Origin of the sequence: Methylobacterium sp. NPDC080182, assembly GCF_050281105.1 — a bacterium.
Taxonomy (GTDB): Bacteria; Pseudomonadota; Alphaproteobacteria; order Rhizobiales; family Beijerinckiaceae; genus Methylobacterium.
This window is the reverse complement of sequence record NZ_JBNNWO010000019.1, coordinates 52,424-70,886: the sequence shown is the minus strand read 5'-3', so window position 1 is coordinate 70,886 and position 18,463 is coordinate 52,424. Positions and strand designations below refer to the sequence as shown.

The following is an 18,463-nucleotide window of genomic DNA, read 5'->3' as shown; positions in this document are numbered from 1 at the left end:
AGCGGGCGCGCTCCCGAGCCGAGAAATGCCGGATCTGCGGGAACGTTCCACACCGTTCTACTGGCACAGGCGATGACCGCCGTTACGCTCGCGCTCGTCGAGGTGGAAATGGTTGGCGTGGGCGGCGTTCGAGCCCGGGCCGAGGACGGTGCGGAAGAAGCCGCAGGCCTTGGCGCGCACCGCGCCGAGGAACTGCGCCTCCTCGGAGCCGTCCGGCATCGCCTTGACGGGGATACTCGCGCGTCCGGCGAAGGCGAAGCCCATGATGTCGGCGGCATTGGCGAAGGCGTGCTCGCTGAGCTTGGCGTCGACGTCGTGGTTCTGTCCCCGGCAGACATAGGAACCGCCGAGTTCGAGCGCGGTCAGCGGATGCTTCAGCGTTCGATCGGCCTCGATCTGAACCTCCGTCACCCAGCGCGCCAGCGCCTCGGCGGTCCGGCAGGTCAGCGTGGCGCCCTGCGGCAGCACCACCCCGTCGGCGAACTTCGTCACCTTGAGCGGCAGCGGCGCGGTGCACTGGCCTTCGGAGATCGCCGGCAGCGGCTCGAACTCGACCCCGAGACGCTTGAGGCGCGTCCGGCAGGCGGAATCGTCCGGCGGTGTCACCTTGAGCGCCAGGGCGGCCGCGCCCGACAGCTCGGGCGGCCGCGCGGGCGGCGCCGGCGGCGGTGAGGGGATCTCGGGCTTCGCTGTCTGCTTCGCTGTCTCCTTCGCGGCTTCCGTCGCGGTTTCCTTCGGGGCTTCCTTCCCGGCTTCCTGCCCGGACTCCGGCGGCTTGTCCCGGCCATTCTCCTTCGACGGCTCCCGGGCCAGGTCCTTGCTCGGCTCCTTGCTCGGCTCAGCCACGGCAGGTTTCAGCTCGGGCGGCCGCGCCGGCGGCATCGGTGGCGCCGGCTCGGCGACGGGCGGCTTCAGCGCCTCGGGGCGCTCCGGCGGCAGCGGCGGGGGCGTCGGCACCGTGGCCGCCGGCGTCTCGACGGCGCCGACCGGCGTCGCCGGGAGGGCGAGCCCCGCCGCGAGGGTGCCGCCCGCCAGAAGCATCGCGGATCGGAGAATCGACAGGCTGCATCCCGGCATGGGGCCTCGAAGCGTGGGCGTTGGCCTCTACAACGGGCGAGACGCCATTCGGATCGCCCGGACCCGGTTGACGGCCGCGCCGATCGGACCACTGTCTTCCGGATCGCGCCGGCACACCCCATGTCGGCGCACCTGCGGCGCGGACGATCGCGCCGTCGCGTGGACGTCGAGATCGAGGACTGCATGTCGGACGCAGCTGATGCCGGGCTCCCGAGCCTGCCGCCGGACAATCCCTTCCGCGAGGCGCAGTGGAGCACCCCGCACGGCCTCCCGCCGTTCGAGCGGATCCGGCCGGAGCACTACCGGCCCGCGTTCGACGCCGCCCTGGCGGCGCACGATTCCGAGATCCGCGCCATCGCGAGTGAGTCCGCTCCCGCCACCTTCGGCAACACCGTCGAGGCGATGGAGCGGGCCGGCCTCGCCCTCGAGCGCGTCGCCGGCGTGTTCTACAACCTGACAGGCAGCCACACGAACCCCGAGTTGCAGGCCATCGAGCGGGAGATCGGGCCGAAGCTCGCCCGGCACGGCAGCGCCATCTACCTCAACCCCGAGCTCTGGGCCCGGATCTCGGCGATCTACGCCGAGGGCCTGAGCGCGGAGCAGCGCCGGGTCCTCGACCGGTACCGGATCCGCTTCCGCCGGTCGGGGGCGGATCTCGGGCCCGAGGACAAGGCCCGCATCGCCGAGATCGCGGCGCGTATGTCGGAGCTCGGGACCACGTTCAGCCAGAACCTCCTGGCCGACGAGAGCAGCTTCACCCTGCCGCTGCAGGGCGAGGAGGATCTGGCCGGCCTGCCGCCGTTCCTGCGGGCCGCGGCCGAGAGCGCCGCGAAGGAGCGCGGCCTCGACGGGCACGTCATCACCCTCTCCCGCTCGCTGATCGAGCCGTTCCTGGTCTGCTCGACGCGGCGCGACCTGCGCGAGCGCGCCTACGCGGCCTGGACGCGGCGCGGCGAGAACGGCGGCGCGACCGACAACCGGGCGATCATCGCGGAGATCATCCGGCTGCGCGCCGAGCGGGCGCGACTCCTCGGCTTCGAGAGCTTCGCCCATTTCGCCCTCGACGACACGATGGCGGCGAGCCCGGATGCGGCGACCGGGCTGCTGCGGGACGTGTGGACGCCGGCCCGGGCGCGGGCGGCGGAGGAGCGCGACCGTCTCCAGGCCACCATCCAGGCGGAGGGGCACAACTTTCCCCTCCAGGCGCACGATTGGCGGCACTACGCCGAGAAGGTGCGGCGCGCCGAGCACGACCTCGACGAGAGCGAGATCAAGGCGTACCTGCCGCTGGAGCGGATGATCCAGGCGGCGTTCGACACGGCCTCGCGGCTGTTCGGTCTGACCTTCACGGAACTCGCCGACGTGCCTCGCTACCATCCCGATGTCCGGGTCTGGCGGGTCGGCAATCCCGACGGGTCCGAGGTCGGCCTGTTCCTGGGCGACTACTTCGCCCGCGCCTCGAAGCGGTCCGGCGCCTGGATGAGCGCCTTCCGCTCACAGGAGCGCCTGAACGGGACGGTCACGCCGATCATCGTCAACGTCATGAACTTCGCCAAGGCGCCGGACGGCGAGGCGACGCTGCTGTCCTTCGACGACGCGCGCACCCTGTTCCACGAGTTCGGCCACGCCCTGCACGGGCTGCTCTCGGACGTGACCTACCCGCTCCTGTCGGGGACAGCGGTGTCGCGCGACTTCGTGGAGCTGCCCTCGCAGCTCTACGAGCACTGGCTGGAGCAGCCGGAAGTCCTGCGGACCCACGCGCGCCACCATCGCACGGGCGAGCCCATGCCCGACGCCCTGCTGCGGAAGCTGCTCGCCGCGCGGACCTTCAACCAGGGTTTCGCCACCGTGGAGTACACGTCCTCGGCGATCGTCGACATGACCCTGCACCTCTCGGCGGAAGGCGAGGGCGGTCTCGACGTGCCCGCCTTCGAGGCCGAGGCGCTGCGGCGGATCAGCATGCCGGCCGAGATCAGCATGCGGCACCGGACGCCGCACTTCGCCCACATCTTCTCGGGGGACGGCTACGCCGCCGGATACTACAGCTACCTCTGGTCTGAGGTGCTGGACGCGGACGCCTTCGACGCGTTCCGCGAGGCCGGCGACATCTTCGATCCGGAGCTGGCGAAGCGGTTGCGGACCTTCGTGTACGGGGCCGGCAATTTGCGCGACCCGCGCGAGGCCTACACGGCCTTCCGCGGGCGGATGCCGAGCATCGAGCCGCTCCTGAAGAAGCGCGGGCTCGCGGCCTGAGCGACGGGCGTGCGGTAAGGGTTTCGTAAACAAACGTCCTTAACGAACGCTTGCAGCGCGAGGCCGCGTGCGGAGTTCGGGGCGATGACGAAGATCGAAGCCAAGCAGGGCGTTTCCCAGGGCATCTCGCCGGCCGACCTGCTCAAGGCCGCGGTGACCGGCAAGACCGACGCCGCCGCGACCGGGACCGCGGCCTCGCCGGCCGGCGGGACGTTCGCGCTGGCGTCGCTGGCGCGCCTGGATCCGAAGCGGTTCGCGATCCCGGGCGCGACCCTGGCGGTCGGTGTCCTCCTGGGCGGGGGCGTCATGGCGCTCTCCCGCCCGGCCTCGGTCCGGCCCGACGCGCTCGCGGCCCTCGAGACGACGCTCGATGCCGGCCGCACCGAGACCGTGCGCCTCGCCGCCGACATCGCGCAGCTCCACACCGTGCTCGCCCACCTGCGCGCCTCGACCGACGTGGCGCGGAAGGAGGCGGCCAGCCGCAGCACCGCCCTCGGCGAGCGCCTGGCGCAGGTTGACAAGAGCCTGAACGGCAAGGTCACGGCCCTCGGCGAGCGGCTCGAGCAGGTCGAGCGCGACCACAACACCCGCCTCAGCGGCCTCGCCGCGCAGCTCGACCGCCGCGCGGCCGCGACTCCGGCCGCCGCGAAGGCGGAGCCGACCCAGACCGGCAGCATCGGCGAGCCCGCCCGCGCCGCCGAAGCGAAGCCCGAGGTCAAGGTCGCGGACGCCAAGGTGAGCGAGCCCAAGCCGAAGCCGGCCGCGGCCGACAAGCCGCCGGTCATCGAGGGCTGGGCCCTGCGGGACGTCTACGAAGGCACCGCGATCCTGGAGAACCGCCGGCGCCGCCTCGTCGAGGTCGCGCCCGGCGACGTCATCCCGGGCGTCGGCCGCGTCGAGGGCGTCGAGCGCCACGGTCGGGAATGGGTGGTGGTGACCCGCCAGGGCCTCGTCACCGCGCAGGCTTGGTAGCCCTCAGCGGCCCGTGAACCCGGTCGGCGCCAGCTCGCCGGGCGCGATCGGGAAGCGCGGCTCGATCGTCATCGGATCGGCCAGGGCCGCCGCGCGCTCAGCGCGCCGGCGACCGTGCCTCAGGGCCCGAGTCTGCGCCGCGCGGGTCGGGTGCAGGATGGCAGCGAGCAGGGACTGCCCTTCGAACTCGCTGTCCAGGTTCTTGGCTTCGAAGACGGGCATGGCCAGCCTGCTTGAGTGCGGTACCGGACACTGCCGAAGGCGTCGATCCGGGCCACATCCCCAATAACGGGGATCGCGTGGACAGGTTCCGTCAAGCTTTCGCTCCGCAACCTCTTTTTTACTTTCGTCCAGGCGTCACCCGAATGCAGTGCGGCCGCGCACACCGGCCCGCGGTCAGACGAACTGGTTCAGCCCCGGGATCGAGCCGATGATCGGGCCCATCGCGTCCTCGCCGACCTTCTCGCGGCCGAAGGCGAACAGCTCCTGGCCGAGCGGCTGCATCTGACCCATCGGCACGCCGGCGGCCATCAGCTTCTGGCCGAGCGCCATGACGCCGCCGCCGCCCATCATCCCGCCGAGCATGCCCATCAGCCCGCCGCCGCCGCTCTCGCCGGCATTCGACTCGGCGATCAGCGCCTCGGAGCCCGGCAGGGCCGCCAGCAGCTGGCCGACCTCGGCCGCGGGCCCTTCCTTCTGCAGGAAGGCCAGGATGTGCCCGATGGCGGTCTGAGCGGTCGCGGCGTCGAGCCCGGTGCGGGTGGTGACGCGGGCGAGCAGTTCTTCCATGGTGATGATCTCTTCGGAACGCTTCCAGACGTCCTTCGACTCTGAGGCGTCGGAAATCAAGCGCGCGGCATCGCTTCCCAGGAAAACTCCCCGGTTACAGCGGGCACGGTGCCGCAGCGGGCGACCTCGCCAAGGGCCGCCCCTTCCGGTAGACCCTCGGTCAGTCTTGAACCGTTCCAGGCCGCTGGGCCGGGTGATCCAGGGAGTTGCCGGACCATGCGGGTCGGCCTGTTCGTGCCGTGCTATGTCGACGCCTTCGAGCCGGAGGTCGGGATCGCCACCCTGGAGCTCCTCGAGCGCCTGGGCTGCACGGTCGAGTACCCGTTCGACCAGACCTGCTGCGGCCAGCCGATGACCAACACCGGCTGCCACGCCGAGGCCGCCGCGACCGAGGCGCTGTTCGTCAAGAACTTCTCCGGATTCGACTATATCGTCGCCCCGTCGGGATCCTGCGTTCACCAAGTGCGCGAGCACCTGACGGCGATCCCGCAGACCGACGAGGTCCGCCACGTCCGCGCCAGCACCTACGAGCTCGTGGAGTTCCTGCACGACGTGCTGAAGGTCGAGGACCTGCCCTGGGCGAACTTCCCCCACAAGGTCGCCTATCACACCAACTGCAACGCCCTGCGCGGCATCCACCACGCGCGGCCGACCGAGCTGGTGAAGCCCTACTTCTCGAAGCCCCTCGACCTGCTGCGCCTCGTGAAGGGGGTCGAGCTCGTCGACCTCGCCCGGCCGGACGAGTGCTGCGGCTTCGGCGGCACCTTCTCGGTGTTCGAGCCCGCCGTCTCGGCGAAGATGGGCTACGACAAGGTCGCCGATCAGAACCGGGCCGGGGCCGCCTACGTCGTCTCGGCGGATTCCTCCTGCCTCATGCACCAGAAGGGCTGCGCCGAACGGCTCGGCTTGCCGCTCAAGTACATCCACATCGCTCAGGTGCTGAACGGAGCCGCCGCATGAGCGCCGAGGACCTCAACCCCCGCGAGCGCGAAGGCGTCATCCACCCCGAGGTGCGGGCCGGCCACGACGAGAGCGAGCGGGCGCCGGACGGCCGGCGTCTCCAGCACGCGGAAGCCGCTTCGAAGCCGATCCGCGCCCCGCAGACCCGGGAGCCGCAGCCGCGCGGCGCGAAGATCCGGGGCGACCGGCCGATCAACCAGTCGGAGGCCGCCGAGCGCTTCCTCGCGGCGCCGCTGCACCAGGCCGCCCACGACGAGCGCCTGTGGGACCTGCGCAAGAAGCGCGACGCCTCCGCGCACGGCATCCCGGAGTGGGAGGAGCTGCGCGAGCTCGCCTCGCAGATCAAGACCCACACGCTGAGCCACCTTGACCGGTACCTCGAGCAGTTCGAGGCGGCCGCGAAGGCGAACGGCGTCCACGTGCACTGGGCGAAGGACGGCGCCGATCACAACCGGATCGTGCTGGAGATCCTGCGGAGCCACGGCGCGAAGACGCTGGTGAAGTCGAAGTCGATGCTCACCGAGGAGTGCGGCTTCCGCCACCACATGGCGGCCAACGGCATCGAGGTCATCGAGACGGATCTCGGCGAGCGGATCCAGCAGCTCGACAACGAGGAGCCGAGCCACGTCGTGGCGCCGGCCGTCCACAAGACCCGGATGGACGTGGCCGAGGTCTTCGCCAAGACGCTCGGCACCGATCCGGACAACGACGACGCGCACTACCTCGCCGAGAGCCAGCGCGAGACCACCCGGCCCTACATCCTCAAGGCCGATGCCGGCATGACCGGATGCAACTTCGCGATCGCCGAGACCGGCACGGTCGTGACCTGCACCAACGAGGGCAACGCCGACCTGTCCGGCAACGTGCCGCCGCTGCAGATCCACTCCATCGGCATCGAGAAGATCATCCCGAAGGTCGAGCACCTCGGGGTGTTCATCCGCCTGCTGTCGCGCTCGGCGCTGGGCTCGCCGATCACCCAGTACACCTCGCATTTCCGCGGCCCCCGCGCGGGCACCGAGATGCACATGGTGCTGGTCGACAACGGCCGCTCCGAGCGCCTCGGCATGGAGGAGTTCTGGACCTCGCTGAAATGCATCCGCTGCGGCGCCTGCATGAACACCTGCCCGGTCTACCGGCGCTCAGGCGGCCTCTCCTACGGCGCGACCTATTCGGGGCCGATCGGTCTGATCATCGATCCGACCTTCAACAAGCGGAAATACTCGACGTTGCCGTTCTCCTCGACGATGAACGGCTCCTGCACCAACGTCTGCCCGGTGAAGATCAACATCCACGAGCAGATCTTCGCGTGGCGCAAGGTATTGGTCGAGGAGCACCAGATCCCGGCGCTCAAGCAGGGTATGATGAAGGCCGCCGGCGCCGTGCTCTCGCGGCCGGCCGCCTACCGGGCGGCGATCGGCGCGGCGGATTCCGCGCTGAAGGTGCTGCCGCGCTTCGCGGTCTACAACCCGCTCAACACCTGGGGGAAGAAGCGGGAGATGCCCGACGCGCCGCGCCAGACCTTCCACGCCTGGTACAAGCAGAACCGCATGAAGGACACGGGTCGATGAGCGCCCGCGACGCGATCCTCGACGGTATCCGCAGGAACCGGCCGGCCGGCGACTTCCCGCTGCCGGAGGTGCCGCTGTTCGCGCCGCTCGTCGGCGAGGACCTGGTCGCCGAGTTCGGCGAGCGGCTGAAGCGCATGGGCGGCCGCGTGGCCGAGCCCGGCACCGGCGACGTGTTCGCGGGCGTGCGCGAGCGCCTCGACGCCGCCAAGGTTATCGCCTCCGCGGTGCCGGAGCTGACCGGCAACCGCGACCTGCGGAGCGTGCGCGCGCCCCAGGAGGTCGAGGACGTGGACGTGGCGGTGGTCCGCGCGGTGTTCGGCATCGCCGAGACCGGCTCGGTGCTGTTCACGCAGGACCAGCTGATCGTCAACGCCGTCGCCTATCTCGCGCAGCACCTCGTCGTGCTGCTCGACCCGGCCGACATCGTGCCGAACGTGCAGGCGGCCTACCGCCGGCCGGAATTCGGCCGCTCGGCCTACGCGGTGCTGCATACCGGCCCGTCGGCCACCGCCGACATCGAGGGCGTCCTCATCCACGGCGCGCAGGGCGTGCGCTCTCTGACGGTGCTGCTGCTCCCGAGGGATGCCGCCGAGCGCGGCTGAGACCGGCTCCATCGCTTCAGCCGTCCTTGCGAGCGAAGCGAAGCAATCCAGGGACGCGCCGCTCTGGCTCGCTTCGCTGCGCTCGCGATGACGGTGGCGCCGTCCGACGCACGCGGCGCCGCCGTCTCGCCCGCGACTCCCCGATCGAGCCGGAACCGACGGTCGGGCGCGCCCCTTGCTTGGACGGCGGATGGGCCGTCATCCGGCAAGGAGATCCGATGCGCTACACCCTCGGTTGCAGCCTGTCCTACAACATCCTCTCGGACACCACCTTCATCTTCAATCTGGAGGTGGCGAAGCTGAAGAGCGTCGAGATCCTGAGCGAGAGCTTGGTCCTGACGCCGAACCTCAAGCGCGATCTCTACACGACCCCCGACCTCCAGAACCGCTATCTCGCGGTCAACGTCCCGACCGGTCAGTTCGCGCTGGAGTACAATGCCGAGGTCGACCTGACCGTGCACCGGGCCGACCCGGCGACCGTCAACGAGACGCCCATCGGGCAGCTGCCCCTCGACATCCTGCCGTTCCTGCTGCCGAGCCGGTTCGTCTCATCGGACCGGCTAACGCCCTTCGCGCTCGCCGAGTTCGGGGCGCTCCCCAAGGGCCACGCGCGCGTGAACCAGATCTGCAACTGGATCCACGACCACATCGCCTACCAGCCCGGCTCCAGCGACGGCGAGACGACCGCCCACGAGTCGCTCCTGAAGCGCGCCGGCGTCTGCCGCGACTTCGCGCATATCGGCGCCGCCTTCTGCCGGGCGCTCGGGATCCCGGCCCGGTTCGTGAGCTGCTACGCCCACGGCCTCGTCCCGAGCGACTTCCACGCGGTGTTCGAGGCCTATCTCGACGGGCGCTGGTGGCTGTTCGACGCCACCCGGCAGGCCGACCTCGACGGGCTGGTGCGGATCGGCGTCGGGCGCGACGCCGCGGAGATCGCCTTCTCGACGCCCTTCGGCAACATGCAGCCAGTCAATCAGCAGGTCCGGATCCAGCGCGCGGACGGGCAGGGCAGCCCGATGCCGCGCACGGTGGACGCCATCTCGACCGAGATCCCGGCGCCGCACGCCGGAGCGGCCTGAGCGCGGATCCGGCCGGGATCACGTCGTCCTGTGATCCCGTGATCCCGGCCGCGCCGCGGCGAAGCGGGTGCCGGTGCAGGACGCCCGATCCCGGCCTGCGTCGGCGAAGAACGGCACGCGGGCTCCATTCGATCAGGCCCGCGACGCCGCCAAGGACGCGCGCCGGACCCGCCGTTCCGCGCGAGCGAGGACCGCGCGGCGCGCAAGCAGATTGGCGCGCCGGACCCGCCGCGGCGGCGGCGCGACATGTCGTTCCGCCCGTCGGTCGGCGTATTGCCGGCGCCGGTCCCGCGCAGGGATAGTGATACAGCGACTTTCCGGGTGCCGGATTGCCGCGTCCCGCCCGGATCGCGGCCGGGAGATCCTCGGCTTCTCCGAAGACAAGTTGCGTCTCGGAGAAGCGTCTCGTCAGCGCCGCGCCATTGTCCTTCATCTTGTCGTCGCCGCCGAAATGGCCGCAAGCGTGGCTGTGGCGGGGTCGCAACACCGTAAAACGATCCCCGCTCCGCCCCGAGACCTGCCCGTAAACGCCGCGATCCCGCCATAGTCCGGGCCCACCTCAACATCCGCGGTAAACGGCAAATTCGACAACGGTTTACCGTTCGGAAACGAGGACTTCCCGAGCACGCGGACGGATCTCCCGGCGCCTCGCGAACGGCGACGCGCCGCGGTTCAACGCACCCTCGGGATCGGCTGCGAAGGCTTGGTCTGAAGTCATGGTGACGCGTTTGAACGACAAGTCGAAGCTGCCGAGTCGCCACGTCACGGAGGGGCCCGACCGCGCCCCGCACCGCTCCTACCTCTACGCCATGGGCCTGACCCGTGAGCAGATCCACCAGCCGCTGGTGGGTGTCGCCTCCTGCTGGAACGAGGCCGCGCCCTGCAACATCTCGCTGATGCGCCAGGCGCAGGCGGTGAAGAAGGGCGTCGCCGCCGCCAACGGGACGCCGCGCGAGTTCTGCACGATCACCGTCACCGACGGCATCGCCATGGGCCATGGCGGCATGCGCGCGTCGCTGCCGTCGCGGGAGGTCATCGCCGACTCGGTCGAGCTGACCATGCGCGGCCACGCCTACGACGCCCTCGTCGGCCTCGCGGGCTGCGACAAGTCGCTGCCCGGCATGATGATGGCGATGGTCCGGCTGAACGTGCCCTCGATCTTCATCTACGGCGGCTCAATCCTGCCCGGCTCGTTCCGCGGCAAGCCCGTGACCGTCCAGGACCTGTTCGAGGCGGTCGGCAAGGTCGCCGTCGGCGACATGAGCCTCGAGGACCTCGACGAGCTGGAGCAGGTCGCCTGCCCGTCGGCCGGCGCCTGCGGCGCGCAGTTCACGGCCAACACCATGGCGACCGTCTCCGAGGCGATCGGCCTGGCGCTGCCCTACTCGGCCGGCGCCCCGGCTCCCTACGAGATCCGCGACAAGTTCTGCGCCACCGCCGGCGAGAAGGTGATGGAGCTCCTGGAGAAGCGCATCCGCCCGCGCGACATCGTCACCCGCAAGGCGCTGGAGAACGCCGCCACGGTGGTGGCGGCCTCGGGCGGATCCACCAACGCGGCGCTGCACCTGCCGGCGATCGCCCACGAGTGCGGCATCGAGTTCACCCTGTTCGACGTGGCCGAGATCTTCCGGCGCACGCCCTACATCGCCGACCTGAAGCCCGGCGGGCGCTACGTCGCCAAGGACATGTTCGAGGTCGGCGGCATCCCGCTGCTGATGAAGACGCTCCTCGACCACGGCTTCATGCACGGCGACTGCCTGACGGTTACCGGCCGCACCATCGCGGAGAACATGGACCGGGTGACCTGGAACCCGGACCAGGACGTGGTCTACCCGGCGAACCGGCCGATCACCCCGACCGGCGGTGTCGTCGGCCTGAAGGGCAACCTCGCCCCTGAGGGCGCGATCGTGAAGGTCGCCGGCATCCCGGCCGAGAAGCAGGTCTTCACCGGCCCGGCCCGCGTGTTCGACGGCGAGGAGGCCTGCTTCGCGGCCGTGCAGGCCCGCAGCTACGAGGAGGGCGACGTCCTCGTGATCCGCTACGAGGGCCCGCGGGGCGGCCCCGGCATGCGCGAGATGCTGTCGACCACCGCGGCCCTCTACGGCCAGGGCATGGGCGACAAGGTCGCGCTGATCACCGACGGGCGCTTCTCGGGCGCGACCCGGGGCTTCTGCGTCGGCCATGTCGGACCCGAGGCCGCCGTGGGCGGCCCGATCGGGCTGCTGCGCGACGGCGACGTCATCACCCTCGACGCGATCCAGGGCACGCTCAGCGTCGCCCTGTCGGACGCGGAGCTGGCCGAGCGGCGGAAGGCCTGGACCGCGCGGCCCAACACCGCGACCTCCGGCTACCTCTGGAAATACGCGCAGGGCGTCGGCCCGGCATTGTACGGCGCCGTCACCCATCCGGGAGGTGCCAAGGAGACGCAGAGCTATGCGGACGTCTAGGACTGACCTCAGCCGGCGCAGGGCGCCGGCCGGGGCCGATCCCGGTCGGTTCCGGTCCGTCGGCCGGCTCGCGGTCGCGACCTGGGCGCTCGCCCTGGTCGCGCTGCCGGTCGCGCCGTCGCGCGCCCTCGACGCCAATGTCCGCACGCCCGTGCAGGTCCCGGTCGCCGACAAGAGCTACCGCTCGGCCAAGGACGCGCTGCGCGCCGGCATGCGCGAGTACAATGCCGGCGACAAGCAGGGCGCCGCCCGCGCGCTGGAGTACGCGGCCGGCCAGGGCCACGCCCTTGCGCTGTGGAAGCTCGGCCGGATGTACGCCGACGGCGACGGCGTCCCGCACGACGACCTGAAGGCGTTCGAGTTCTTCTCGCGGATCGCCGATGCCAGCACCGATGACGGGCCCGATCCGCAGAACTCGGCGGTCCTGGGCAGCGCCTTCACGGCTCTGGGCACCTACTTCCTGGAGGGAATCAAGGGCACCTACGTGCGCCCCAATCCCGAGCGCGCCTACGACATGTTCAACTACGCGGCTTCCTACTACGGGGACCCGAACGCGCAGTACAATCTCGCCCGGCTCTACCTCGACGGCACCGGCGTCGAGGCCGACCCGCGGCAGGCCGCGCGCTGGTTCAACCTCGCCGCCGAGAAGGGCCACCACCCGGCGCAGGCGCTGCTCGGCGACATGCTGGTCAACGGCCTGGGCGGCATCCCGGTCCAGCGGGTGCGCGGCCTGATGTGGCTCTCGCTCGCCCGGGAAGGCGCCGAGAGCCGCAAGGACGACTGGATCGTCGCGCTCTACGAGAAGAACTGGGCGGCCGCCAGCGAGGACGACCGCGCCGAGGCGCAGACGCAGCTCCAGACCGTGGGCTCGATCCGCAAGCGGCGCTGAGCCGCCCTCGACTGTGCAAGCGGCGCTGAGCGGCCTCAGCTCTTCGCCGCGGCGATCGCCGCGGTGAAGGACGGCCGCTCCAGCGTCGCCGCCACCCAGTCGGCGAGCTTCGGCCACCGGGCGCCGTCGACCGCGACCTTGGCCAGCCGCAGGTTGTGGAACGGCGCCGCCACGGCGATGTCGGCGATGCCGAACCGGCCGCCGACGAGGTAGGGCCCGTCGATCTGCGATTCGAGGTAGTCGAACAGCGGCGGCAGCGCCGTGTCGACGGTCCGCTGCGCCAGGGCCTCGTCGCCCTCGACCTTGAACAGGCGTGGCTTGAGGAAGCGCTCGACGAACGGCACCAGCACCTGCCGGGTCAGCTCGCACTCGCCGAACTTGTCGAACCAGCGGGCGCGGGCGGCGTCCCGCGCGTCCTCGGGGATCAGCGCGGGCGCCGGATGCAGCCGCTCGAGATAGTCCACGATGGCGCTCGAATCGGCGAGGCGATACCCGGCATCCTCCATCGCGGGGATCTTCCCCATCGGGCTCGCGGCCCGGAAGCCGGGATCCTGCGCGTGGAAGCCGACCGGGCGGTGCTCGAAGGCGACGCCCTTCTCGTAGAGCGCCGCGAGCACCTTGCGCACGTAGGGCGACACGCTGCTGCCGTAGATGATCATCGTCGTTCCCCCCGATCGCGGCTCTAACCGGCCGCCAGCTCCGCCGTGACCGGCACGTGGTCCGACGGCTTGTCGAGCCCGCGCATGTGCTTCTGGACCGAGGCCGAGACCAGGCGGTCGCCGGCCTGGGGCGAGAGCAGCAGGTGGTCGATGCGGATGCCGGCATTCCGCTGCCAGCACCCGGCCTGATAGTCCCAGAAGGTGTAGAGCCCGTCGCGCGGGTCGCAGGCGCGCAGGGCGTCGGTGTAGCCCTCGGCGAGGATCGCCCGGAACGCCGCCCGGGTCGTCCCGAGGAACAGGGCGTCCGAGCGCCACGCCTCCGGATCGGCCGCGTCGGCCGCCTCCGGGATGACGTTGTAGTCGCCCGCCAGCACCACCGCGATCTCGTCGTCCAGCAGCGCCCGGGCGTGGAGCCGCAGCCGCTCCATGAAGGCGAGCTTGTACGGGTATTTCGGGCTGTCCACCGGGTTGCCGTTCGGCAGGTAGATCGATGCCACGCGCACCGGGCGGGTGTCCGCGCCCGAGATCAGCGCCTCGATGTAGCGGGCCTGCTCGTCGGCGGCGTCGCCCGGCAGCCCGCGCCGGATCTCCGACATGGCCAGCGGCGCCCGGACCAGCAGCGCCACGCCGTTATAGGCCTTCTGGCCCAGCGTCTCGACCGCGTAGCCCGCCGCCTCGATGTCGGCGCGCGGGAAGGCCTCGTCCTGGCATTTCAGCTCTTGCAGGCAGACCACGTCGGGCCGCGCCTCCTCCAGGAAGCCGAGGAGGTGCGGGAGCCGCTGCTTGATCGAGTTGACGTTCCAGGTGGTGATCCGCATCGCCTCGCTTCCGGTCGCCGCCCGGCCGTCATCCGCGCTTCGCGTCGCGCTGACAAGGCCATCCCGGCGCAAGGACGGGCAAGTAGGGTCGGCGGATGAACTGGTTCGAGCCGGTGTCGGCTTACTGCGAGCGGGGCGGGCCGGACTTCTGGGCCGAGCCCGCGAACGCGCTGTCGAACGCGGCCTTCCTGCTGGCCGCCGCCGCCGCGGCGCGGCGCGCCGCCGTGGCCGATCCGCCGGACCGGACCTGCCTCGGGCTGGCGGCCCTGATCGCCGTGGTGGGCGTCGGCTCGTTCCTGTTCCACACCCTGGCGGTCTACTGGGCGATGCTCGCGGACGTCGTCCCGATCGCGCTGTTCATCTACGCCTACCTCGCGCTGGCCCTCTCGCGGTTCCTGCGCTTGGCGCCGGTCCGGGTCGCGGCGGCGACGGGCGGCTTCGCGCTCCTCGGATTCGCGCTCACGCCCCTGCTCGACGGGCTGACCGGCCTCGACGTCGCGCGGCTCACCAACGGCTCGGTCGACTACCTGCCCGCCCTGCTGGCGCTGTTCGGCGTCGCCTGGGCCGCCGCGCGGCGGCCGGAGGAGCGCTTCGTCGGGACCGGGCGGCGGCTCGCCGGCATCGGCCTGCTCTTCCTGATCTCGCTCGCGGCGCGAACCGGCGACCGGGCGGCCTGCGCGCTGCTGCCGACCGGCACGCACCCGCTCTGGCATGTGCTGAACGCCGTCGTCCTGTACGCCCTCGTGGCGACGGCGATCCGCCACCGGGAGACCGCCGGGTGACACGCCCCGCGGTCCCGGGCCAATTCCTTGCGGGCGGGGCGGAATTCTTGCAGAAGTGCGCCGCATCGGGCGCCCGGCCCAACGCGGTCGCCCGGGCACGGAAGGGGTCATGACAGTGAGCTTTCGCCTCGGGATCGCCGGACTCGGGACCGTCGGTGCGTCCGTGGTCCGGATGGTCGAGCGCCGCCGCGCCGCCTTCGCTGCGGCGGGCCTCGACATCCGCGTCACCGCGGTCTCTTCGCGCGACCGTGGCCGGGACCGCGGCCTCGACCTGTCCGGCATCGCGTGGTTCGACGATCCGGTGGCGCTCGCCCGGTCGGAATCCGTGGACTGCGTGGTCGAGCTGATCGGCGGCGCCGAGGGACCGGCCAAGGCCGTGGTCGAGGCGGCGCTCGCGGCCGGCAAGCCGGTGGTGACCGCCAACAAGGCGCTGCTGGCGCGCCACGGCGCCGCCCTGGCCGCGCAGGCCGAGGCGAAGGGCGTGGCCCTCGCCTTCGAGGCGGCGGTGGCCGGCGGCATCCCGGTGATCAAGACCCTGCGCGAGGGCCTGCCGGGCAACGCGGTCTCCCGCGTCTACGGGATCCTCAACGGCACCTGCAACTACATCCTCAGCCGCATGGAGCGCGAGGGGCTGACCTTCGAGGCCTGCCTGAAGGACGCGCAGGCCCTGGGCTACGCCGAGGCGGACCCGACCTTCGACGTCGAGGGGTTCGACACCGCGCACAAGCTCGCGATCCTGACGAGCCTCGCCTTCGGGACCGCCGTCGACGCCGACGGCGTGTCGGTCGAGGGCATCTCCCGGGTGCAGCCCCTCGATCTGCGCATGGCGGACGAGCTCGGATACCGGATCAAGCTGCTCGGCGTCGCGCAGGCGACCGAGGCCGGCATCGAGCAGCGGGTCCACCCGACCATGGTGCCGAAATCCTCGGCGATCGCGCAGGTCATGGGCGTGACCAACGCCGTGACGATCGACGCGGACGCGGTGGGCGAGCTCACGCTCATCGGTCCCGGCGCCGGCGGCGAGGCCACGGCCTCCGCGGTGGTGGCCGACATCGCCGACGTGGCGCGCGGCGTGATCCGCCCGACCTTCGGCGTTCCGGCCGCGGCGATGCGCGCCAGCGAGCGCGTGGAGATGCAGCGTCACGAGGGCGGCTACTACATCCGCCTCACCGTCCATGACCGCCCGGGCGTCGCGGCCGGCGTCGCGCAGCGGATGGCCGAGCGATCCATCTCCCTGGAGAGCATCCTGCAGCGCCGCGTCGAGGGGCCGGAGGCCGATCCGCGCGGCCGCTCCGGTCGGCCGGTGCCGCTGGTGCTGATCACCTACGCGGCGACCGAGGGCAACATCCGCGACGCCCTCGACGCCATCGGCGCCGACGGGCTGCTGGCGGAGCCGCCGCAGCTGATCCGGATCGAGCGTGAATAACAGTGCATACGGTAGCGTGACCCCCCACCGCTTGATGCAGGATAGTGGGCATTAGCGAAGCGGCGTATACGCTGCGCGGCCGTCATCCGACGGTATCCATCCGGGATCCGACCCCAAGATCGGACCCGGCCAGAGGCAGGAAACCATGGAAGAGGCCCCCAAGCCGGCATCGCGCGGCGTCCCGCGCACGCTCGCCCTCGAACTGGCCCGCGTGACGGAGCGTGCCGCCATCGCCGCCGCCCGATTGCGCGGCCAGGGCGACGAGAAGGCGGCCGACCAGGCCGCGGTCGACGCGATGCGCGACGAACTCAACGGCCTGCCGATCCGCGGCACCGTGGTGATCGGGGAGGGCGAGCGCGATCAGGCGCCGATGCTGTTCATCGGCGAGCAGCTCGGTCTCGGGGAAGGGCCCGAGGTCGACATCGCGGTCGACCCGCTGGAGGGCACGACCCTCTGCGCCAAGGACATGCCCGGCGCCATAGCCGTCATGGCCATGGCCGAGCGCGGCTCGCTCCTCGCCGCGCCGGACGTCTACATGCAGAAGATCGCGATCGGGCCCGGATACCCGCCCGGCCTCGTCGATCTCGACGCCAGCCCGACCGACAACATCGCGGCGCTGGCCCGGGCCAAGGGCGTCGACCCGAAGCAGATCACCGCGCTGATCCTCGACCGTCCCCGCCACGCGGCGCTCGTGGCCGAGGTGCGGGCGGCCGGCGCGGCGGTCCGCCTGATCTCGGACGGCGACATCGCCGGCATCATCTTCACGGCGAGCCCCGAGGAGACGGGCATCGACCTCTATCTCGGGACCGGCGCGGCGCCCGAGGGCGTGCTGGCGGCCGCCGCGATGCGCTGCATCGGCGGCCAGATGCAGGGACGCCTGATCCTCGACACCCCGGACCGTCGGCGCCGGGCCGCCGAGATGGGCATCGAGAATCTGGACCGGAAATACGACCTGACCGACCTCGCGAGCGGCGACGTCATCGTGGCCGCCACGGGCATCACCGACGGGGCCCTCCTGCGCGGCGTGCGCTTCCGGCCGGACAAGATCCAGACCGAGACCCTGGTGTACCGGTCCGAGGCCGGGACGGTCCGCCGGATCCTCGGCGAGCACCGGCGCGGGCTGACCTGAACCGGCGGACCGCCGGTCCCGGACCGGCGGGGCTCGGGCGGTGGGCCCGGCCCGGCCTCAGTTCAGCACCACCACCTTGCTGCCGACGCCGACCCGGCTGAACAGGTCGATCGCGTCCTGATTGATCATCCGGATGCAGCCCGACGACACGCTCTTGCCGATGGAGAAGGGCTCGAGGGTTCCGTGGATGCGGAACAGCGTGTCCTTGTTGCCCTGCCAGAGGTACATGGCGCGGGCGCCGAGCGGATTGCGCAGACCGCCGGCGACGCCGAGACCGCTCTGCAGCTTGTCGACCTCGCTGGCGAGCTTCGGGCTGCGGGCGATCATCTCCTTCGGCGGATACCAGTCCGGCCACGCCTGCTTGGAATTCACCGTCGCGGTGCCCGACCACGAGAAGCCCTGCTTGCCGACGCCGACGCCGTAGCGGCGGCCCCGGCCGTTCGCCTCGACCAGGGTGAGCTGGTGGGCCCGCGGGTCGACGATGATCGTCCCCGGCTCGTAGGGACCGTGATAGGCGATCTCCTGACGGAGGAACGCGGGGTTCATCTTCTTGTAATTGAACGCTTGGACCGGGAACACGTCGTCCGTGATCGGGCCGTAGATCTTGGCGTAGTCGATCGGCTCGTTGTCGGGCGCGCGGAGCACGGCCTTGGCCTTGGCGGCCTCCAGCGGCGAGAGCCCCTCGGCCGCAGGCGCGCTGCCCGGGCGTGCCGGGACCGTCGGGTCCGTCTCCAGGTTGGCGGCCGGCGGCGGCGCGACCGGGGCCTGCGTGGCGGGCGGCGGGGGTGCCGGGCGCACGAAGTCGGTGCGGCCGGTATAGGGCAGGTAGCGGCCGCCGCGACGCACGTAGAGCGCGCCGTTCTGATCCTGGTAGAGCTGATTGTCGTCGCCGAACCCGTCGATCCCGGCATCACCCACGGGGCCGCGGCCCTGGGCGTGCGCGGCGGAGGCGAGGGCGAGGACCGTGAAGCCGGCCAGGAGAAGGCGACGGATCGGGGCGGACATGGTTCGAA

17 protein-coding genes are annotated in these 18,463 nt (G+C 71.4%); 11 read left to right on the top strand and 6 right to left on the bottom strand.

Going from position 1 to position 18,463, the window contains the following annotated elements; all coding sequences use genetic code 11:
• Positions 1-57 precede the first annotated feature (57 nt).
• Positions 58-1,077: an extensin family protein gene (locus ACQKQD_RS27800; protein ID WP_427510150.1), complete on the bottom strand. Its 1,020-nt coding sequence runs from the start codon at positions 1,075-1,077 to the stop codon at positions 58-60.
• 183 nt (positions 1,078-1,260) lie between these two features.
• Between ACQKQD_RS27800 and ACQKQD_RS27795 the strand changes: the two genes are divergently transcribed.
• Together ACQKQD_RS27795 and ACQKQD_RS27790 are read left to right on the top strand one after the other, a co-directional pair.
• Positions 1,261-3,330, top strand: a complete 2,070-nt coding sequence (locus ACQKQD_RS27795) for a M3 family metallopeptidase (protein ID WP_427510163.1) — start codon at positions 1,261-1,263, stop codon at positions 3,328-3,330.
• 84 nt (positions 3,331-3,414) lie between these two features.
• Positions 3,415-4,302, top strand: a complete 888-nt coding sequence (locus ACQKQD_RS27790) for a hypothetical protein (RefSeq protein WP_427510149.1) — start codon at positions 3,415-3,417, stop codon at positions 4,300-4,302.
• 3 nt (positions 4,303-4,305) lie between these two features.
• On the opposite strand, the gene ACQKQD_RS27785 is transcribed toward ACQKQD_RS27790, so the two are convergent.
• Positions 4,306-4,524, bottom strand: coding sequence for a hypothetical protein (locus ACQKQD_RS27785; RefSeq protein WP_012319883.1), 219 nt, complete (start codon positions 4,522-4,524; stop codon positions 4,306-4,308).
• A 174-nt stretch (positions 4,525-4,698) separates the two neighbouring features.
• Positions 4,699-5,091 carry a DUF2267 domain-containing protein gene (locus ACQKQD_RS27780; RefSeq protein ID WP_012319882.1) on the bottom strand — a complete coding sequence of 131 codons (393 nt, stop codon included), beginning with the start codon at positions 5,089-5,091 and terminating at the stop codon, positions 4,699-4,701.
• Positions 5,092-5,307: 216 nt separating this feature from the next.
• On the opposite strand from ACQKQD_RS27780, the gene ACQKQD_RS27775 reads away from it, so the two are divergent.
• From ACQKQD_RS27775 to ACQKQD_RS27750, 6 genes are all read left to right on the top strand, one after another.
• The gene (locus ACQKQD_RS27775; RefSeq protein ID WP_091976638.1) at positions 5,308-6,051 is read left to right on the top strand and encodes a (Fe-S)-binding protein; all 744 of its coding nucleotides are present in this window, start codon (positions 5,308-5,310) and stop codon (positions 6,049-6,051) included.
• Positions 6,048-7,619, top strand: coding sequence for a lactate utilization protein B (locus tag ACQKQD_RS27770; protein ID WP_427510148.1), 1,572 nt, complete (start codon positions 6,048-6,050; stop codon positions 7,617-7,619). Before ACQKQD_RS27775 ends, ACQKQD_RS27770 begins: the two co-directional genes overlap by 4 nt.
• Positions 7,616-8,221 carry a LutC/YkgG family protein gene (locus ACQKQD_RS27765; RefSeq protein WP_427510147.1) on the top strand — a complete coding sequence of 202 codons (606 nt, stop codon included), beginning with the start codon at positions 7,616-7,618 and terminating at the stop codon, positions 8,219-8,221. The genes ACQKQD_RS27770 and ACQKQD_RS27765 overlap by 4 nt, the downstream gene beginning before the upstream one ends.
• A gap of 218 nt (positions 8,222-8,439) precedes the next feature.
• A complete protein-coding gene (locus ACQKQD_RS27760) occupies positions 8,440-9,300 on the top strand; it encodes a transglutaminase-like domain-containing protein (RefSeq protein WP_020091882.1) in 861 nt (286 codons plus the stop codon).
• Positions 9,301-10,016: 716 nt separating this feature from the next.
• Entirely contained in the window at positions 10,017-11,747 is a 1,731-nt protein-coding gene (gene ilvD, locus ACQKQD_RS27755) for a dihydroxy-acid dehydratase (RefSeq protein WP_020091883.1), read from the top strand.
• A complete protein-coding gene (locus tag ACQKQD_RS27750; protein WP_091927843.1) occupies positions 11,734-12,636 on the top strand; it encodes a tetratricopeptide repeat protein in 903 nt (300 codons plus the stop codon). Before ilvD ends, ACQKQD_RS27750 begins: the two co-directional genes overlap by 14 nt.
• A gap of 35 nt (positions 12,637-12,671) precedes the next feature.
• Here ACQKQD_RS27750 and ACQKQD_RS27745 read toward each other — a convergent pair whose 3' ends face one another.
• Both ACQKQD_RS27745 and xth read right to left on the bottom strand, forming a co-directional pair.
• Positions 12,672-13,295, bottom strand: coding sequence for a glutathione S-transferase family protein (locus ACQKQD_RS27745; protein ID WP_020091885.1), 624 nt, complete (start codon positions 13,293-13,295; stop codon positions 12,672-12,674).
• 23 nt (positions 13,296-13,318) lie between these two features.
• A complete protein-coding gene (gene xth, locus ACQKQD_RS27740; protein ID WP_020091886.1) occupies positions 13,319-14,113 on the bottom strand; it encodes an exodeoxyribonuclease III in 795 nt (264 codons plus the stop codon).
• A 95-nt stretch (positions 14,114-14,208) separates the two neighbouring features.
• Here xth and ACQKQD_RS27735 point away from each other — a divergent pair, with 95 nt between their 5' ends.
• The 3 genes from ACQKQD_RS27735 (at position 14,209) to glpX (ending at position 17,450) form a co-directional block, all read left to right on the top strand.
• Positions 14,209-14,895, top strand: a complete 687-nt coding sequence (locus ACQKQD_RS27735; protein WP_427510146.1) for a ceramidase domain-containing protein — start codon at positions 14,209-14,211, stop codon at positions 14,893-14,895.
• Positions 14,896-15,004: 109 nt separating this feature from the next.
• Positions 15,005-16,321, top strand: coding sequence for a homoserine dehydrogenase (locus ACQKQD_RS27730; protein WP_056528413.1), 1,317 nt, complete (start codon positions 15,005-15,007; stop codon positions 16,319-16,321).
• 145 nt (positions 16,322-16,466) lie between these two features.
• Complete coding sequence (glpX, locus tag ACQKQD_RS27725; protein ID WP_020091889.1) at positions 16,467-17,450, top strand: class II fructose-bisphosphatase; 984 nt, start codon at positions 16,467-16,469, stop codon at positions 17,448-17,450.
• Positions 17,451-17,507: 57 nt separating this feature from the next.
• Here glpX and ACQKQD_RS27720 read toward each other — a convergent pair whose 3' ends face one another.
• Positions 17,508-18,455 (bottom strand): L,D-transpeptidase, encoded by a 948-nt coding sequence (locus ACQKQD_RS27720; protein WP_331299979.1) that lies wholly within the window; start codon positions 18,453-18,455, stop codon positions 17,508-17,510.
• Between the last annotated feature and the right edge of the window lie 8 nt (positions 18,456-18,463).

What these genes read in the sequence shown, in the direction of transcription:
- ACQKQD_RS27800 (WP_427510150.1), bottom strand. Translation starts at nt 1,077, where the DNA reads ATGCCGGGATGCAGCCTGTCGATTCTCCGATCCGCGATGCTTCTGGCG.
- ACQKQD_RS27795 (WP_427510163.1), top strand. Translation starts at nt 1,261, where the DNA reads ATGTCGGACGCAGCTGATGCCGGGCTCCCGAGCCTGCCGCCGGACAAT.
- ACQKQD_RS27790 (WP_427510149.1), top strand. Translation starts at nt 3,415, where the DNA reads ATGACGAAGATCGAAGCCAAGCAGGGCGTTTCCCAGGGCATCTCGCCG.
- ACQKQD_RS27785 (WP_012319883.1), bottom strand. Translation starts at nt 4,524, where the DNA reads ATGCCCGTCTTCGAAGCCAAGAACCTGGACAGCGAGTTCGAAGGGCAG.
- ACQKQD_RS27780 (WP_012319882.1), bottom strand. Translation starts at nt 5,091, where the DNA reads ATGGAAGAACTGCTCGCCCGCGTCACCACCCGCACCGGGCTCGACGCC.
- ACQKQD_RS27775 (WP_091976638.1), top strand. Translation starts at nt 5,308, where the DNA reads ATGCGGGTCGGCCTGTTCGTGCCGTGCTATGTCGACGCCTTCGAGCCG.
- ACQKQD_RS27770 (WP_427510148.1), top strand. Translation starts at nt 6,048, where the DNA reads ATGAGCGCCGAGGACCTCAACCCCCGCGAGCGCGAAGGCGTCATCCAC.
- ACQKQD_RS27765 (WP_427510147.1), top strand. Translation starts at nt 7,616, where the DNA reads ATGAGCGCCCGCGACGCGATCCTCGACGGTATCCGCAGGAACCGGCCG.
- ACQKQD_RS27760 (WP_020091882.1), top strand. Translation starts at nt 8,440, where the DNA reads ATGCGCTACACCCTCGGTTGCAGCCTGTCCTACAACATCCTCTCGGAC.
- ilvD (WP_020091883.1), top strand. Translation starts at nt 10,017, where the DNA reads ATGGTGACGCGTTTGAACGACAAGTCGAAGCTGCCGAGTCGCCACGTC.
- ACQKQD_RS27750 (WP_091927843.1), top strand. Translation starts at nt 11,734, where the DNA reads ATGCGGACGTCTAGGACTGACCTCAGCCGGCGCAGGGCGCCGGCCGGG.
- ACQKQD_RS27745 (WP_020091885.1), bottom strand. Translation starts at nt 13,295, where the DNA reads ATGATCATCTACGGCAGCAGCGTGTCGCCCTACGTGCGCAAGGTGCTC.
- xth (WP_020091886.1), bottom strand. Translation starts at nt 14,113, where the DNA reads ATGCGGATCACCACCTGGAACGTCAACTCGATCAAGCAGCGGCTCCCG.
- ACQKQD_RS27735 (WP_427510146.1), top strand. Translation starts at nt 14,209, where the DNA reads ATGAACTGGTTCGAGCCGGTGTCGGCTTACTGCGAGCGGGGCGGGCCG.
- ACQKQD_RS27730 (WP_056528413.1), top strand. Translation starts at nt 15,005, where the DNA reads ATGACAGTGAGCTTTCGCCTCGGGATCGCCGGACTCGGGACCGTCGGT.
- glpX (WP_020091889.1), top strand. Translation starts at nt 16,467, where the DNA reads ATGGAAGAGGCCCCCAAGCCGGCATCGCGCGGCGTCCCGCGCACGCTC.
- ACQKQD_RS27720 (WP_331299979.1), bottom strand. Translation starts at nt 18,455, where the DNA reads ATGTCCGCCCCGATCCGTCGCCTTCTCCTGGCCGGCTTCACGGTCCTC.